Below are 15,829 nucleotides of genomic sequence, written 5' to 3' on the forward strand. Positions count from 1 at the left end.
GAAGAAAGTGGTGATGTTATCTTTATTTTTGTTACAATAAAGTGAAACTTTAATGAGAGGGAGTCTTACTGCTCGTTAAAGCGGGATAAAAAGAGAGGTTAAGAAAAGAAGGGATTTTAATTATGGAAAAAGATGAACGTTTTAAACAGGCCGAGTTTGGTGCTATTGTCGGAATCGTTGGTAATATTATATTAGCGATTGTAAAAGCGGTAATCGGTTATATTGGAAACAGTAAGGCACTTTTAGCGGATGCGGTGCATTCTGGATCAGATGTAATTGGCTCGTTAGCTGTACTTTTTGGATTACGAGCAGCAAAGCAACCGCCTGATGAAGATCATCCGTATGGTCATGGTAAAGCGGAATCGATTTCAGCGATTATTGTTGCGGTATTATTATTTATTGTTGGACTAGAGATAGCGATTTCGTCTATAAAAGCTTTTTCACAAGATTTAGAACCACCAAAAGGAATTACGATTTTTGCAGTTATTCTTTCGATTGTAGTGAAAGAAGGGATGTTTCAGTATAAATATCGATTAGGGAAGAGGATAAATAGTGATGCAATTATTGCAAATGCATATGAACATCGTTCGGATGTGTTTTCTTCAATTGCAGCTTTAATAGGCATTTGTGCAGCTATTATCGGCGGTAAGTTAGGTATAGATTGGCTTGTATATGCCGATCCAATTGCGGGATTATTTGTCTCAATTCTCGTTGCTAAGATGGCGTGGAGTATTGGAGCAGAAGCTATTCATGCAACGCTTGATCATGTTTTGCATGAAGAAGATGTTGTTCCGCTTAGGGAGGCAGTTTTTCAAGTGGAAGGTGTGAAAAAAATCGGCTCTTTATATGCAAGAGAACATGGCCACTATGTTATTGTTGATATTAAAGTATCTGTAGATCCATATATCACTGTAGAAGAAGGTCACCGCATCGGAAAACATGTAAAAGAAAAACTTATGAAACAAGATAACGTACAAAATGTTTTTGTACATATTAATCCGTATTCTCCAAATTAAACATAACGGATATTTAATTATATAGATATCGAATCGTAGTTTGCATTATATTGTCACCCCTTAATCTGTCTTGTATAATGGATAGGTTAAGGGGTGATTTCGTGTTACAACCGAAGACGCGTTGGAAAGAAAAAGAATATAATGAGGAACTAGTGAGTGAATTAGCAAATAAATTGCAACTATCACCTCTTGTGACTTCATTATTTCTCGGTAGAGGCTTAAATACAGAAGATAAGATTGTAGACTTTTTAAATACAGCAGATCAAGAATTTCATGATCCATTTTTACTTGAAGGAATGGATCGGACTGTAGAACGTGTGAAAAAGGCCATTGAAAATGGAGAACAAATATTAATATTTGGCGATTATGATGCGGACGGAGTAAGTAGTACGACTGTGTTATATCTTGCTCTCAAAGAATTAGGTGCAGAAGTAGAGTTTTATATTCCAAATCGTTTTACTGAAGGCTATGGGCCAAATGAAGAAGCGTTTCGTTGGGCGCACAGTGCAGGGTTCTCACTAATTATTACTGTCGATACTGGTATCGCAGCGGTACATGAAGCGAAGGTAGCGAAGGAACTTGGGATAGATCTTATTATTACAGATCATCATGAGCCGCCACCAGAGTTACCAGAGGCACTTGCGATTATTCATCCGAAATTAGAAGGCGGTGTTTATCCGTTTCATTATTTAGCGGGTGTTGGTGTTGCATTTAAAGTTGCACATGCACTTTTGGGCCGTGTACCAGAGCATTTATTAGAAATTGCAGTAATCGGTACGGTAGCCGATTTAGTATCGCTTCACGGTGAAAATAGATTGTTAGTACAGCGTGGACTGAAGCATATGCGAATGACTCGAAATATCGGTTTAAAGGCGTTATTTAAAGTTGCTAACGTTTCGCAAAGCGAAATTACAGAAGAAAGCATCGGATTCTCACTCGCACCTCGTATTAATGCAGTTGGTCGTTTGGAAGATGCAACACCTGCTGTACACCTTTTATTATCAGAAGATCCAGAGGAAGCGAAAGAGCTAGCTGAAGAAATTGATGAGCTGAACACACTTCGAAAAGATATTGTAAAGCAAATTACAGAAGAAGCTATCGCTGAAGTCGAAAATAAATTCCCGCCTGAAGAAAATAAAGTATTAGTCCTTGCAAAAGAAGGTTGGAATCCAGGGGTAATTGGAATTGTCGCTTCTAAGTTAGTTGAACGTTTTTATCGTCCGACGATTGTATTAAGCATTGATCCTCATAAAGAAACAGCAAAGGGATCGGCTCGTAGTATTGCAGGATTTGATTTGTTTGCAAACCTTTCAGATTGCCGTGAATTGTTACCGCATTTCGGAGGTCATCCGATGGCGGCGGGAATGACGCTTAATATGAATGATGTGGATGAATTAAGACGCAGGTTAAATGAGCAAGCAGATGTAATTTTAACAGAAGAAGATTTTATTCCGATTACAGCAGTGGATGCATTTTGTAAAGTAGAGGATGTAACGCTTGCCGCGATTGAGGAGATGCAAAAGTTAGCGCCATTTGGCGTAGGAAATCCGAAACCGCGTATTGCGGTGAAAGATGCTGACTTAGAAAGTATCCGTGCAATTGGATCTGATGGATCTCATTTGAAAATGGCTCTTCGTGAGGGACAAGCAACACTGGATACAATTGGATTTGGATTTGGTGCTTATGCGAAAGAAATCTCTCCAGTTGCGAAGGTTTCTGTAGTAGGAGAAGTGTCCATTAATGAATGGAATAACTTTAAAAAGCCGCAATTAATGGTGCAAGATATTGCTGTAGAGGCATGGCAATTATTTGACTGGCGTAGTATGCGTAATGTAGAAGCAAATTTAGCAGAACTTCCGAAAGAAAAAATAACCATGGTGTATTTTTCTGAAGAGGTATTGAATAAGTTTTCTTTAGAAGGCTATAAAGAACAGCTCGTGCATGCATCAGAGGTAACACATTTAGATGATCAATATATTGTGTTACTCGATTTGCCGAAAGGAACAGATGAATTGCGTGATTTATTTAAAGTAGGATTTCCATCTCGAATTTACACGCTATTTTATCAAGAGAACAATCATTTATTTAGTACGGTCCCAACGAGGGAACATTTTAAATGGTACTATTCTTTCTTAAACCAAAAAACACCATTTTCTTTAAAGCAATATGGGGAACAACTGTGTCGTCATAAAGGTTGGTCAAAAGATACAGTAAATTTCATGACACAGGTGTTTTTTGAGTTAGAATTTGTTACAATAAAAGACGGTGTCATTTTTATGGCAGACAAAAAACAAAAGCGTGATTTAATTGAATCGAACACATATCGTGAGAAAATGAACCACTTACAATTAGAGAAAGAATTGGTTTATAGCACATATCAGCAACTATATACATGGTTTGAAACGATTCGTAATCATAAATAAGTAGAACAGTTAGGGTAAAGGATTTGTATTTACAAACCTTTTATATCTGAGGAGGATTCAGAAATATGGATTTCAAGCAACATATCGCAATTGTACCAGACTATCCGAAAGAAGGTATTGTGTTTAAAGACATTACACCTTTAATGAACGACGGAAAAGCATACAAAGCAGCAACAGATGAAATCGTTGCTTATGCAAAAAAAAGAGACATTGATGTTGTAGTAGGGCCAGAAGCGCGTGGTTTTATTATTGGTTGCCCAGTTTCTTATGCATTAGAATTAGGGTTCGCACCAGTTCGTAAATTAGGGAAATTACCACGTGAAGTAATTACAGTTGACTACGGTAAAGAATATGGAACAGATGTTTTAACAATCCATAAAGATGCAATTAAGCCAGGTCAACGTGTATTAATTACAGATGACCTATTGGCTACAGGTGGAACAATCGAAGCGACAATTAAACTAGTTGAAGAACTTGGCGGAGTTGTAGCAGGAATTGCATTCTTAGTAGAGCTTACTTACTTAGATGGTCGTAAAATGTTAGATGGTTACGATGTATTAGTATTAGAAAAATACTAATCGCTATATAGGTAAAACTACGGTGATAAAAAGTACCCGTGAATCTCTTGGAGAGGAACGGGTACTTTTGTATAATTGCACAAAAAAATAAGGTGAAATGTCAGTAAAATCTTTTCCTTTTCACAATTCACAATCATTGGGTTATAATGATAGAATATAATTTATTCTACTTAATAAAGATAAAGTCAATTTTCAATAAAAGGTGATTCGATGGCAAATGAGCAAGTACTAACAGCTGAACAGGTACTCGAGAAAGCAAGTCAATATTTAGCGGATGAAGATATTGAGCTAGTGGCACGTGCCTATGAATATGCGCGCGATGCACATAGCGAACAATATAGGAAATCGGGTGAACCATATATTATTCACCCAATTCAAGTTGCAGGTATTTTAGTTGATTTACACATGGATCCGGCTACAGTATCGGCAGGTTTCTTGCATGATGTAGTGGAAGATACAGAAATTACATTAGAAGATATTGAACGGGAATTTAATAAAGAAATCGCTATGCTTGTCGATGGCGTTACAAAGCTCGGAAAGATTAAATATAAATCTCATGAGCAACAACAAGCAGAAAACCATCGCAAAATGTTTATCGCAATGGCTCAAGATATTCGAGTTATTTTAATTAAACTAGCTGATCGTCTTCATAATATGCGTACATTGAAACATTTGCCTCAAGAGAAGCAGCGTCGCATTGCGAATGAAACGTTAGAAATCTTTGCACCTTTAGCACATAGACTCGGAATTAGTACTATTAAATGGGAGTTAGAGGATACGTCACTCCGCTATTTAAACCCACAGCAATATTATCGTATTGTAAATTTAATGAAGCGTAAACGTGCAGAGCGTGAAGAATATTTAGATGAAGTAATGACTGGTATTCGTGAGAAATTAAAAGAAGTTTCAATTCAACCTGAGATTTCTGGAAGACCAAAACATATTTACAGTATTTATCGTAAAATGGCATTGCAAAATAAACAGTTCAATGAAATTTACGATTTATTAGCTGTACGTGTCGTTGTAAATAGTATTAAAGATTGTTACGCGGTACTTGGAATTATTCATACGTGCTGGAAGCCAATGCCAGGTCGTTTTAAAGATTATATTGCAATGCCGAAAGCGAATCTATATCAATCTCTTCATACAACTGTAATTGGACCGAAAGGTGATCCGCTAGAAGTGCAAATTCGTACGAAAGAAATGCACGAAATTGCAGAATTCGGTATCGCGGCACACTGGGCGTATAAAGAAGGGAAAACAGCAGAAACAACTGGTACATTAGAGAAGAAACTAACTTGGTTCCGTCAAATATTAGAATGGCAAAATGAAGCTTCTAATGCAGAAGAGTTTATGGAATCATTAAAAATTGATTTGTTCTCTGACATGGTATTCGTCTTCACACCGAAAGGCGATGTAATGGAATTACCACTTGGATCTGTTCCAATTGACTTTTCGTATCGTGTCCATTCAGAGATCGGGAATAAAACAATTGGTGCAAAAGTAAATGGGAAAATGGTGACCCTTGATTATAAATTAAAAACGGGTGACATCATTGAAATTTTAACATCGAAACATTCGTATGGCCCAAGTCAAGATTGGGTGAAACTTGCTCAAACATCTCATGCGAAAAATAAAATACGTCAATTCTTTAAGAAACAACGTAGAGACGAAAATATTGAAAAAGGCCGTGAACTTGTTGAAAAAGAAGTACGTGGTCTAGAGTATGAGATGAAAGAAGTGTTAGCTCCTGACAATTTAAAACGTGTTGCTGAGAAGTTCAATTTTGCAAATGAAGAAGATATGTTTGCAGCAGTTGGATATAGCGGAATTACAGCGTCGCAAATTGTTACGCGACTAACGGACAAGTTCCGTAAGCAACGTGAAGAAGAAGAAATCGTTGAAGTTAAAGAAGTTCGTAAACCGATGAAAATTCGAAAATGGGATTCTGGTGTAAAGGTAAGCGGTGCTGACAATTTATTGATTCGCTTGTCAAAATGCTGTAACCCAGTTCCGGGCGATGATATTGTTGGGTATATTACGAAAGGCCGAGGTGTATCGATTCACCGTCGTGATTGTGTAAATGTCCATACAGAAGAAGCTGTAGAGCGCTTATTAGAAGTAGAGTGGGAAGGTAGCCCTGAAAAAGAAATTGAATACAATGTTGATATTGAGATTTCAGGTTACGATCGCCGTGGTTTATTAAATGAAGTATTGCAAGCTGTTACGGAGACGAAAACGTACATTTCAGCTGTTTCTGGTAGAAGTGATCGTAATAAGATGGCAACGATTAACATGTCAATTTCTATTCGAAACTTACAGCACTTGAAGAAAGTAGTAGAGCGCATTAAACGTGTTCCAGAAATTTATGCGGTACGACGCATGATGCATTAATAGGGAGTGTATAAAAGATGAGAGTTGTTTTACAACGATCAAAAGAAGCGTCTGTCACAGTAGATGGTGAGATTGTAGGACAAATTCCATTCGGTTTAACACTACTAGTTGGCATTACGCATGAAGATACAGAAAAAGATGCAACTTACATCGCTGAAAAAATTGCAAACCTACGTATTTTTGAAGATGAGAGCGGAAAGATGAACCACTCTGTACTTGATATGAAGGGACAAGTTCTATCTATTTCGCAATTTACATTATACGGAGATTGCCGTAAAGGAAGACGTCCAAACTTTATGGATGCTGCGAAACCTGATTATGCAGAGCATTTATATGATTTCTTTAATGAAGAAGTTCGTAAACAAGGACTACATGTGGAGACAGGACAGTTCGGAGCAATGATGGACGTTTCTTTAATCAATGATGGTCCGGTGACCTTAATTGTAGAAAGTAAATAGTGTTGCCGGGGAAGAGAGGATTATAGGATCCTCTCTTTTTTCATACATTGTGGTATGTTTTGTTTAGTTATTTGGAATCAATAGCTGTTTCGGCTATGTATAACTATCTCATCAATATGGAACAATAAAAAGTAAAACATCCATATTGAATGTGAGGGATATACGTATGCGTATGAATGAAAAAGGGCATTCTGTTACAAATGGTGCAAATCAACTGTTTAACGTAAATTTACATGATTTTATTTCAAAAGAACAAAACAATACTTCAATGGAGCTTGCTTCTGAGTTTGGAATTTCACTACAAGATGTAAAGCGCCTAAAGAAGCAAATTGAGCGCTCTTAGAGCACTTGACAATCCTACTCAACAAACGTATAGTAATTTTATATTTACATATGAATATAGCCGTTGATAGAGGAGAGTAAATGAGATACACATGGAAAGAGAAGAAATGTCCTAGGCTGAAAACATTTCTACATGATGACTGATTGAATGACACTCTGTAGGTTTCAACTTGAAAGGCTTATACGCTTAGTAGAGATGAACGCAAATTTAAGCGTTATTAAAAAAGTGGAAGCATACGTGCTTCAATTAGGGTGGCACCACGGGTATAATACTCTCGTCCCTACTGTTCAAACAGTAGAGGCGGGAGTTTTTTTATTTTTATTAAGATTAAAACAATTTGAGGAGGAACTGAATATGTCTATTCAAATCCCACGCGGAACGCAAGATATTCTTCCAGGTAGTGTTGAGTTATGGCAGTATATCGAAGGGCAAGCGCGCGACATTTGCCGTCGTTACAATTATAAAGAAATTCGTACACCAATTTTTGAGCACACAGAGCTATTTTTACGTGGTGTTGGTGATACGACAGATATCGTACAAAAAGAAATGTATTCATTCCAAGACCGTGGAGAGCGTAGTTTAACATTACGTCCAGAAGGTACTGCACCTGTTGTACGTTCTTACGTTGAAAACAAAATGTTCGGTGATGCAACACAACCAACAAAATTATACTATATCGGCCAAATGTTCCGTTATGAAAGACCACAAGCAGGTCGCTATCGTCAATTCGTACAATTCGGTATTGAAGCAATTGGTAGTAACGATCCAGCAATTGATGCAGAAGTAATTGCACTTGCTGTAGAGTTTTACCGCGGTATGGGCTTGAAAAATATTAAAGTTGTATTAAATAGCTTAGGTGATGCAGCGAGTCGTCAAGCACACCGTGATGCGTTAATTGCTCACTTTGAGCCGCGCATCGGAGAATTCTGTTCTGATTGCCAATCTCGCTTAGAAAAAAACCCTCTTCGTATTTTAGACTGTAAGAAGGACCGTAATCATGAATTAATGAGCACGGCACCATCTATTACAGAATACTTAAACGAAGATTCAGCAGTATACTACGACAAAGTACAAGAACTACTAACGATGATGGATGTTCCATTTGAGAAAGATCCGAATTTAGTACGTGGTTTAGACTACTACCAACACACTGTTTTTGAAATTATGAGTGAGGCAGAAGGTTTCGGTGCTATCACAACATTAAGTGGCGGTGGCCGTTATAACGGACTTGTACAAGAAATCGGTGGACCGGAAATGCCAGGTATCGGTTTTGCGATGAGTATTGAGCGTTTAATTATGGCGCTGAAGGCTGAAAATATTGAGTTACCAATTGAACATAGTATTGATTGTTACGTTGTAGCACTTGGTGAAAAAGCGAAAGACCAAGCTGCGAAAATTGCGTTTGATCTTCGTAAAGCTGGACTAGCAGTTGAAAAAGATTATTTAGATCGCAAAATGAAAGCACAATTTAAATCTGCAGATCGTTTAAATGCGAAATACGTAGCTGTATTAGGGGAAGATGAGCTAGATAAAGGCATCATTAACTTAAAAGATATGGCAACAGGCGGACAAGAAGAAGTAGCGTTAGATGTATTTGCTTCATATGTAGCAGAGAAATTAATATAGGGGGAACTTAAAGTGGCTGAAAGAACACATGCATGCGGAAAAGTAACAGTAGAAGCGGTTGGACAAACAGTTCAATTAAAAGGTTGGGTACAAAAACGCCGTGATTTAGGTGGATTAATCTTTATCGACTTACGTGACCGTACAGGTATCGTACAAGTTGTATTTAATCCAGAAACATCAAAAGAAGCGTTAGAAGTAGCAGAAACGATTCGTAGCGAATACGTATTACACGTAGAAGGTACAGTTGTTGAACGTGGTGAAGGCGCAATTAATGATAATATGGCAACTGGTCGTATTGAAGTACAAGCATCGAAAGTAAACGTATTAAACGCAGCGAAAACAACGCCAATCATTATTGCTGATGATACAGATGCATCAGAAGATGTGCGTTTAAAATATCGTTACTTAGACTTACGTCGTCCTGCAATGTTCAACACATTCAAAATGCGTCATGACGTAACGAAAACAATTCGTAACTTCTTAGATACAGAAGAGTTCTTAGAAGTTGAAACACCAATTTTAACGAAGAGCACGCCAGAAGGAGCTCGCGACTATTTAGTACCAAGCCGTGTGCATGATGGTGAATTTTATGCATTACCTCAATCTCCGCAGCTATTTAAACAGCTTCTTATGGTCGGTGGATTTGAGCGTTACTATCAAGTAGCACGTTGTTTCCGTGACGAAGATTTACGTGCGGACCGTCAACCGGAATTCACGCAAATTGATATCGAGGCATCATTCTTAACACAAGATGAAATTTTAGAAATGATGGAGCGTATGATGACGAAAGTCATGAAGGATGCAAAAGGTGTAGAAGTTAGTGCACCATTCCCTCGTATGAAATATGCTGATGCAATGGCTCGCTTTGGTTCTGATAAGCCGGATACACGCTTTGAAATGGAACTAAAAGACCTATCTGAATTTGCAGTAGGTTGTGGATTTAAAGTATTTACAAGTGCTGTAGAAAACGGCGGACAAGTAAAAGCGATTAACGCAAAAGGTGCAGCGAGCAAATACTCTCGTAAAGACATCGATGCATTAACTGAATTCGCAAAAGTATACGGTGCAAAAGGTCTAGCTTGGCTTAAAGTTGAAGAAGACGGCTTAAAAGGACCGATTGCGAAATTCTTCGGTGAAGAAGATGCAAACGTGTTAATGAGTACATTAGAAGCGGATGCTGGTGACTTATTACTATTCGTAGCAGATAAGAAGAGCGTTGTTGCAGATAGTTTAGGTGCACTTCGTTTACGTTTAGGTAAAGAACTTGAGCTAATTGACGAAAGTAAATTTAACTTCCTATGGGTAACGGATTGGCCACTTCTTGAGTACGATGAAGATGCAGATCGTTACTTCGCAGCTCATCATCCATTCACAATGCCATTCCGTGAAGATGTTGAACTATTAGAAACAGCACCAGAAAAAGCACGTGCACAAGCATATGACCTTGTATTAAACGGTTATGAGCTTGGTGGTGGATCACTTCGTATTTACGAGCGTGACGTACAAGAAAAAATGTTCAAAGCACTTGGATTCTCACAAGAAGAAGCACAAGAACAATTCGGATTCTTATTAGAAGCATTCGAATACGGTACACCACCACATGGCGGAATCGCATTAGGTTTAGACCGTCTTGTTATGTTACTTGCAGGTCGTACGAACCTTCGTGATACAATTGCATTCCCGAAAACAGCAAGCGCAAGCTGCTTATTAACAGAAGCTCCAAGCCCAGTTGCAGAAGCGCAGCTTGAAGAGCTAAGTTTAAAATTGAGCGTGAAAGTGAAAGAAGAGAAGTAAGAATAGAGTCTAGATGGTTATACTATAGCCGTCTAGGCTTTTTTTTATAGAGGAAGTTAAAAAAGTCCCGTTCAGATGGCAGTCACATCTCACCGTTGCTTCGCCAGTCCGGTGATCGAGTAGTAAAGCTACACTGCGCTCCTCCTGGCGTCAGCGCCTCGATCTGCTCGGCCCTCTGAATCCTCCTTTTTAAACGTACACGTAAGAAAAAAGTCTGGTTTACATTATGTTTTCCTTGTTTGAAATACGTATTTTTAGGAATTCTATAACTTTTTCTATACAAATAGTCGGAAAAACGCTAGAATACATGGTAGACCATTTTTGTAATAGGAGTGTAGAGCTGAATGTTACATCAATTTTCACGTAATGAATTAGCCTTTGGAAAAGAAGGCCTTGAAATATTAAAAAATAGTACAGTCGGTATTTTAGGAATTGGCGGCGTAGGGTCATTTTCGGCAGAAGCGCTAGCACGTTCTGGCGTAGGACGTCTTGTATTAGTTGATAAAGACGTTGTAGATATTACAAACGTAAACCGTCAAATTCACGCGTTAGTATCTACTGTAGGACGTTCAAAAGTAGAATTAATGAAAGAGCGTATTGCGGACATTAATCCGGAATGTGAAGTAATTGGACTAGAGATGTTTTATACAGATGAAACATATGAAGAGTTCTTTAAACACGGTTTAGATTTCGTAGTAGATGCATCTGATACGATTACGTTCAAAATTCATTTAATTAAACAATGTTTACGTCGTAAAATTAAAATTATCTCATGTATGGGTGCGGCAAATAAAATGGACCCAACTCGTTTCCGTATTGCGGACATTTCAAAAACACATACAGATCCAATTGCGAAAGTAATTCGTACGAAGCTTCGTAAAGATGGCATTAAAAAAGGTGTAAAAGTTGTCTTCTCTGACGAAAACCCAATCGTAATTCGTGAAGAAGTACGTAAAGAAATCGTACCAGACGAAAATGCAAAAATTCGTAAAGCGAAATTACCACCTTCTTCAAATGCATTCGTACCATCTGTGGCAGGCTTAATTATGGCAAGTCACGTTGTACGTGAACGTATTAAAAACGTAGAAGTGAAGCGTGTAGGGCAAGAATAAAAAGGAAGCATATATCCGCCTAGGGTATATGCTTTTTGTATGTTTTAAAGAAATATTATTAATGTTAATTTTTGTCGGTAAATCGATATTCTATGTCGAATGGTTGATATATTTCGAGTTGTGATAGATATATTCGGAAAATCGTTAATATAATTTCACTTACCGAGGCGATGTTTGCCGTAGTAATAAACAGGGATGTCACTAAGTTGAAAAAGTGACATCCCCATTTTCAATTTTCTGCTGAATATATAATATCTAAATTTCCATTTTGATCGGTTTTGAAAATCGGAGCAATTTGCTCTTCTTGTTCTTCGACCGAAACAAGTTTTCGAGCACGATCCATAATTCTAACAAGCATTGCATAATCTTCTTCGATTGCTTGTTGTTTTTTTGTGAGAACAGCTAATTTTGCTTCAAGTTCATTATTCGTTTTTTGCAGGGAAGTGAGCTGATCTTGTAATACGTCATTTTCAGTTTGTAACTTTGCGAGTGAAGGGTTATTGTGCTCCAAGTTTTGCAAAAATGAGATGACATTTTGCATTGTAAGATCTTGTTTATTTGGGGCAATATCTTCTGAAAACTCGGCATCGATTACGAGCTGCCGAGTTTGTGTGAACTGCTCTTGTTCTATTTTAGCTTCCGAACGCTTTAATTCTTTACGTTGTTTTTTTGCAATTTGCACCGCATCTTCATAATATGGTCTTACTTCAGCATTCCATCTAAAGCCACAAGCTGCTGAAGTTCGGTTTAATGTATCACCAACTTCATCGAATGCTTTTATTTGTGTACTTCCGCTGCGAATATGTCGTAAAACAGTTTCTGCTAAAAGGAGATCGTCTTCTTTTGTCCATGCATCTTGACGTGTTTTCATAAGCGAAGCCTCCGTAATGGTGACGTTTTCGCTTATATTACCCTTTATTCTTCATTTTATGCGAACTTTGTAATCTTTCATAAACAGTAGAAAGTGCTTGTTCAAATTTCCCTGTCGTTTTCGGTTTATAATATTGCTTGTTTTTAATTTTATCAGGTAAGTATTGTTGTTGTACCCAACCGTTTGGGTGATCGTGTGGATATAAGTATCCGATGCCTCTTCCTAATGATTCGGCTCCTTTATAATGACTATCTTTTAAATGACTTGGAATACCGCCTGTTTGGCCATTACGTAAATCGTGTAGTGCGGCATCGAGTGCTTTATAGGCCGAATTTGATTTCGGTGATAGACAAAGTTCAATAACAGCATTTGCAAGTGGTATACGTGCCTCTGGGAAGCCGACCCGTTCAGCTGATTCAATCGCTGCAAGTGTACGTTGTCCAGCTTGTGGGCTAGCAAGTCCGATATCTTCATATGCCATAATAAGCAGACGTCTACCGATGCTTTGTAAGTCACCAGCTTCAATAAGACGTGCTAAATAATGAAGTGCGGCGTTCACATCACTTCCGCGTACTGATTTTTGAAAAGCAGATAAAACGTCATAGTGAGCATCGCCACCTTTGTCGTGAACGAAACTCTTTTTTTGTAAGCATTCTTCTGCGATTTCAAGTGTAATTTCCGCGGCTTTGTCGTCAGTTGTAAAGCTAGATAAAACAGCTAGTTCAAGTGCATTATAAGCTGAGCGCATATCTCCGCCTGACGCATTTGCAAAGTGATGTAATGCTTCATCCGTAACAGTTACATCATATTCCCCAAGCCCTTTTTCTTTATCTTCAAGCGCTCGTTTTAAGCCAATTAAAATATCATCTTCTGTTAATGCGTGTAATTCGAAGATTTGACAACGACTTCGAATAGCAGAATTAATAGCATGGAACGGATTGCTTGTCGTTGCACCAATTAAAGTAAGAAGTCCGCTTTCTAAATGGGGTAATAGAAAGTCTTGCTTCGCTTTATCTAGCCTATGAACTTCATCCAGAATTAAAACGAGGTGCCGATGCATCTTCGCTTCTTGTACGACAACTTCCATATCTTTTTTATTATGAGTAACAGCGTTTAAGAGGCGAAACGGGGTTCCAGTGCTTCCTGCAATTGCGCTAGCGATTGATGTTTTTCCTGTGCCTGGAGGACCATATAAAATCATTGATTGAAAATGATTTGCTTGGACCATTCGCCATAAAATCTTGCCTTCACCAACTAAATGCTGTTGTCCGATAATTTCTTGAATATTTGTAGGGCGCATTCGATGTGCGAGTGGTTGTTTCATTTGACCCTCTCCCTTAATGTATAATCTCATTCTATCGTATCATTTTTTTTGATGAAATTTGAAATAGGATGCTGTTTTATGGGAAAAATGAAGGATAATATTTTCATTTTTCTTTCAATTGTAATAATTTCCGAGTTTTTCAATGTGATTTTATGTTATCATTTTGATACACAAGTTGAAATTTCTTATAATACTATATTATGCTATAATTTCATAGGATTTTAAATTGTGTTCTTTTATAAATAAGATATAACCAATAGAAGTGAAAATTTGAAATGAGGTGCAAATAGATGAAGATTTCAACGAAAGGCCGCTACGGCTTAACAATTATGATCGACCTTGCAAAAAAATTTGGTGAAGGCCCAATTTCATTAAAATCAATTGCGCAGGCACATGACCTATCTGAGCATTATTTAGAGCAATTAATTTCACCACTTCGTAACGCTCGTCTTGTAAAGAGTACGCGCGGGGCATATGGCGGATATGTATTATCTGATCAGCCAGTCAACATTACAGCTGGAGATGTAATCCGTGTACTAGAGGGTCCAATTAGTGTTGTAGAAATGATAGAAGAAGAAGAACCAGCACAACGCCAATTATGGATGCGTGTTCGTGATGCGGTGCAAGAAGTATTAGATAGTACAACTTTAGAAGATTTAGTACGTTATGAGGAAGAAAATCACGGGGGCTATATGTTTTACATTTAATTCCTTGTGAAACGATTTGGAAAGAAGGAGATTTAATGGAACGCATTTACTTAGATCATGCTGCGACATCTCCGACTCACCCAGAAGTGGTCGAAAAGATGATTCCATATATGACAGAAACATTTGGAAACCCGTCTAGCATTCACTTTTATGGGCGTCAAACGCGCCATGCGGTAGATGAGGCGAGACGTGTGTGTGCACGTAGCATTCACGCGAGTCCAAATGAAATTATATTCACGAGCGGTGGTACAGAAGCTGATAATTTAGCACTTATAGGTGTAGCGCGCGCGAATCGTCACAAAGGTAACCACATTATTACAACGCAAATTGAACATCATGCGATTTTGCATACGTGTGAATTGTTAGAGCGTGAAGGATTTGAAGTGACGTATTTACCTGTTGATGAAACAGGGCGTGTTCAAGTTTCTGACATACAAAAGGCACTAACGGAAGAGACGATTCTTGTATCTATTATGTTCGGGAATAATGAAGTAGGGACAATGCAACCAATTGCGGAAATAGGTAAGCTGTTAAAAGAACATCAAGCTTATTTCCACACAGATGCTGTACAAGCCTACGGTTTATTATCGATTGATGTGAAAGAATTTGGAATTGATTTATTATCAATTTCAGCACACAAAATTAACGGACCAAAAGGTGTCGGGTTCCTATATGCTGGTGCAAATGTGAAGTTTGAACCGTTATTAATAGGCGGAGAGCAAGAAAGAAAACGTCGTGCTGGTACTGAAAATGTACCTAGTATTGCCGGACTTCAGCAAGCAATTTTGCTAGCTGAAAAAACTCGTGAGCAAAAAAATGCCCAATATGAAGAGTTTAAAGATATAATGGTATCTGTCTTCAAAAATGAAGACATTACTTTCGAGGTAAACGGAAACTTGGAATATCGCTTATCACATGTGTTTAATGTAAGTTTTACAGGAATGAATATTGAACCATTTCTTGTAAACTTAGACTTAGCTGGCATTGCAGTATCAAGTGGTTCTGCTTGTACAGCTGGTTCGATTGACCCATCACATGTATTAGTGGCGATGTTCGGAAAAGATTCCGATCAAATACGTTCATCCGTACGCTTTAGTTTCGGTCTTGGAAATACGAAAAAGCAAATTGAAAAAGCGGCGTACGAAACAGTGAAAATCGTGAAGCGATTAACACAAAATTAGCA

At 38.0% G+C, this 15,829-nt stretch carries 13 protein-coding genes and 1 other annotated feature; of the genes, 11 read left to right on the plus strand and 2 right to left on the minus strand.

Features of this window, described 5'->3' with window-relative positions:
- The first annotated feature begins 122 nt into the window (after nucleotides 1–122).
- The 9 genes from JTF23_RS15090 to JTF23_RS15130 all read left to right on the plus strand — a co-directional run bounded on the left by JTF23_RS15090 (nucleotide 123) and on the right by JTF23_RS15130 (nucleotide 11,744).
- Nucleotides 123–1,016 (plus strand): cation diffusion facilitator family transporter, encoded by an 894-nt coding sequence (locus tag JTF23_RS15090; protein WP_002111998.1) that lies wholly within the window; start codon nucleotides 123–125, stop codon nucleotides 1,014–1,016.
- 101 nt (nucleotides 1,017–1,117) lie between these two features.
- Nucleotides 1,118–3,439 carry a single-stranded-DNA-specific exonuclease RecJ gene (recJ, locus tag JTF23_RS15095; RefSeq protein WP_204209103.1) on the plus strand — a complete coding sequence of 774 codons (2,322 nt, stop codon included), beginning with the start codon at nucleotides 1,118–1,120 and terminating at the stop codon, nucleotides 3,437–3,439.
- 65 nt (nucleotides 3,440–3,504) lie between these two features.
- Complete coding sequence (locus tag JTF23_RS15100; RefSeq protein ID WP_002111996.1) at nucleotides 3,505–4,017, plus strand: adenine phosphoribosyltransferase; 513 nt, start codon at nucleotides 3,505–3,507, stop codon at nucleotides 4,015–4,017.
- Between the two features lie 210 nt (nucleotides 4,018–4,227).
- Nucleotides 4,228–6,411: a GTP diphosphokinase gene (gene relA, locus JTF23_RS15105; RefSeq protein ID WP_002145623.1), complete on the plus strand. Its 2,184-nt coding sequence runs from the start codon at nucleotides 4,228–4,230 to the stop codon at nucleotides 6,409–6,411.
- A gap of 17 nt (nucleotides 6,412–6,428) precedes the next feature.
- Nucleotides 6,429–6,869: a D-tyrosyl-tRNA(Tyr) deacylase gene (locus JTF23_RS15110; protein ID WP_002015302.1), complete on the plus strand. Its 441-nt coding sequence runs from the start codon at nucleotides 6,429–6,431 to the stop codon at nucleotides 6,867–6,869.
- A gap of 166 nt (nucleotides 6,870–7,035) precedes the next feature.
- Entirely contained in the window at nucleotides 7,036–7,212 is a 177-nt protein-coding gene (locus JTF23_RS15115) for a hypothetical protein (RefSeq protein ID WP_002015300.1), read from the plus strand.
- Between the two features lie 54 nt (nucleotides 7,213–7,266).
- Nucleotides 7,267–7,497: a binding site (T-box leader), on the plus strand.
- Nucleotides 7,498–7,566: 69 nt separating this feature from the next.
- The gene (hisS, locus tag JTF23_RS15120; RefSeq protein ID WP_002145627.1) at nucleotides 7,567–8,838 is read left to right on the plus strand and encodes a histidine--tRNA ligase; all 1,272 of its coding nucleotides are present in this window, start codon (nucleotides 7,567–7,569) and stop codon (nucleotides 8,836–8,838) included.
- 12 nt (nucleotides 8,839–8,850) lie between these two features.
- Nucleotides 8,851–10,632 (plus strand): aspartate--tRNA ligase, encoded by a 1,782-nt coding sequence (aspS, locus tag JTF23_RS15125; RefSeq protein WP_002160387.1) that lies wholly within the window; start codon nucleotides 8,851–8,853, stop codon nucleotides 10,630–10,632.
- Between the two features lie 344 nt (nucleotides 10,633–10,976).
- Nucleotides 10,977–11,744: a tRNA threonylcarbamoyladenosine dehydratase gene (locus tag JTF23_RS15130; protein ID WP_000903181.1), complete on the plus strand. Its 768-nt coding sequence runs from the start codon at nucleotides 10,977–10,979 to the stop codon at nucleotides 11,742–11,744.
- A gap of 229 nt (nucleotides 11,745–11,973) precedes the next feature.
- Here JTF23_RS15130 and JTF23_RS15135 read toward each other — a convergent pair whose 3' ends face one another.
- Nucleotides 11,974–12,615, minus strand: coding sequence for an RsfA family transcriptional regulator (locus JTF23_RS15135; protein ID WP_078172774.1), 642 nt, complete (start codon nucleotides 12,613–12,615; stop codon nucleotides 11,974–11,976).
- A gap of 37 nt (nucleotides 12,616–12,652) precedes the next feature.
- A complete protein-coding gene (locus JTF23_RS15140; RefSeq protein ID WP_078172775.1) occupies nucleotides 12,653–13,939 on the minus strand; it encodes a replication-associated recombination protein A in 1,287 nt (428 codons plus the stop codon).
- A gap of 290 nt (nucleotides 13,940–14,229) precedes the next feature.
- Between JTF23_RS15140 and cymR the strand changes: the two genes are divergently transcribed.
- The gene (cymR, locus tag JTF23_RS15145; protein WP_000704117.1) at nucleotides 14,230–14,646 is read left to right on the plus strand and encodes a cysteine metabolism transcriptional regulator CymR; all 417 of its coding nucleotides are present in this window, start codon (nucleotides 14,230–14,232) and stop codon (nucleotides 14,644–14,646) included.
- A gap of 35 nt (nucleotides 14,647–14,681) precedes the next feature.
- A complete protein-coding gene (locus JTF23_RS15150; RefSeq protein ID WP_204209104.1) occupies nucleotides 14,682–15,827 on the plus strand; it encodes a cysteine desulfurase family protein in 1,146 nt (381 codons plus the stop codon).
- The last annotated feature ends 2 nt before the right edge of the window (nucleotides 15,828–15,829 follow it).

The sequence above is a fragment of the Bacillus sp. RIT 809 genome (assembly GCF_016892495.1).
GTDB classification, from domain to species: domain Bacteria; phylum Bacillota; class Bacilli; order Bacillales; family Bacillaceae_G; genus Bacillus_A; species Bacillus_A cereus_U.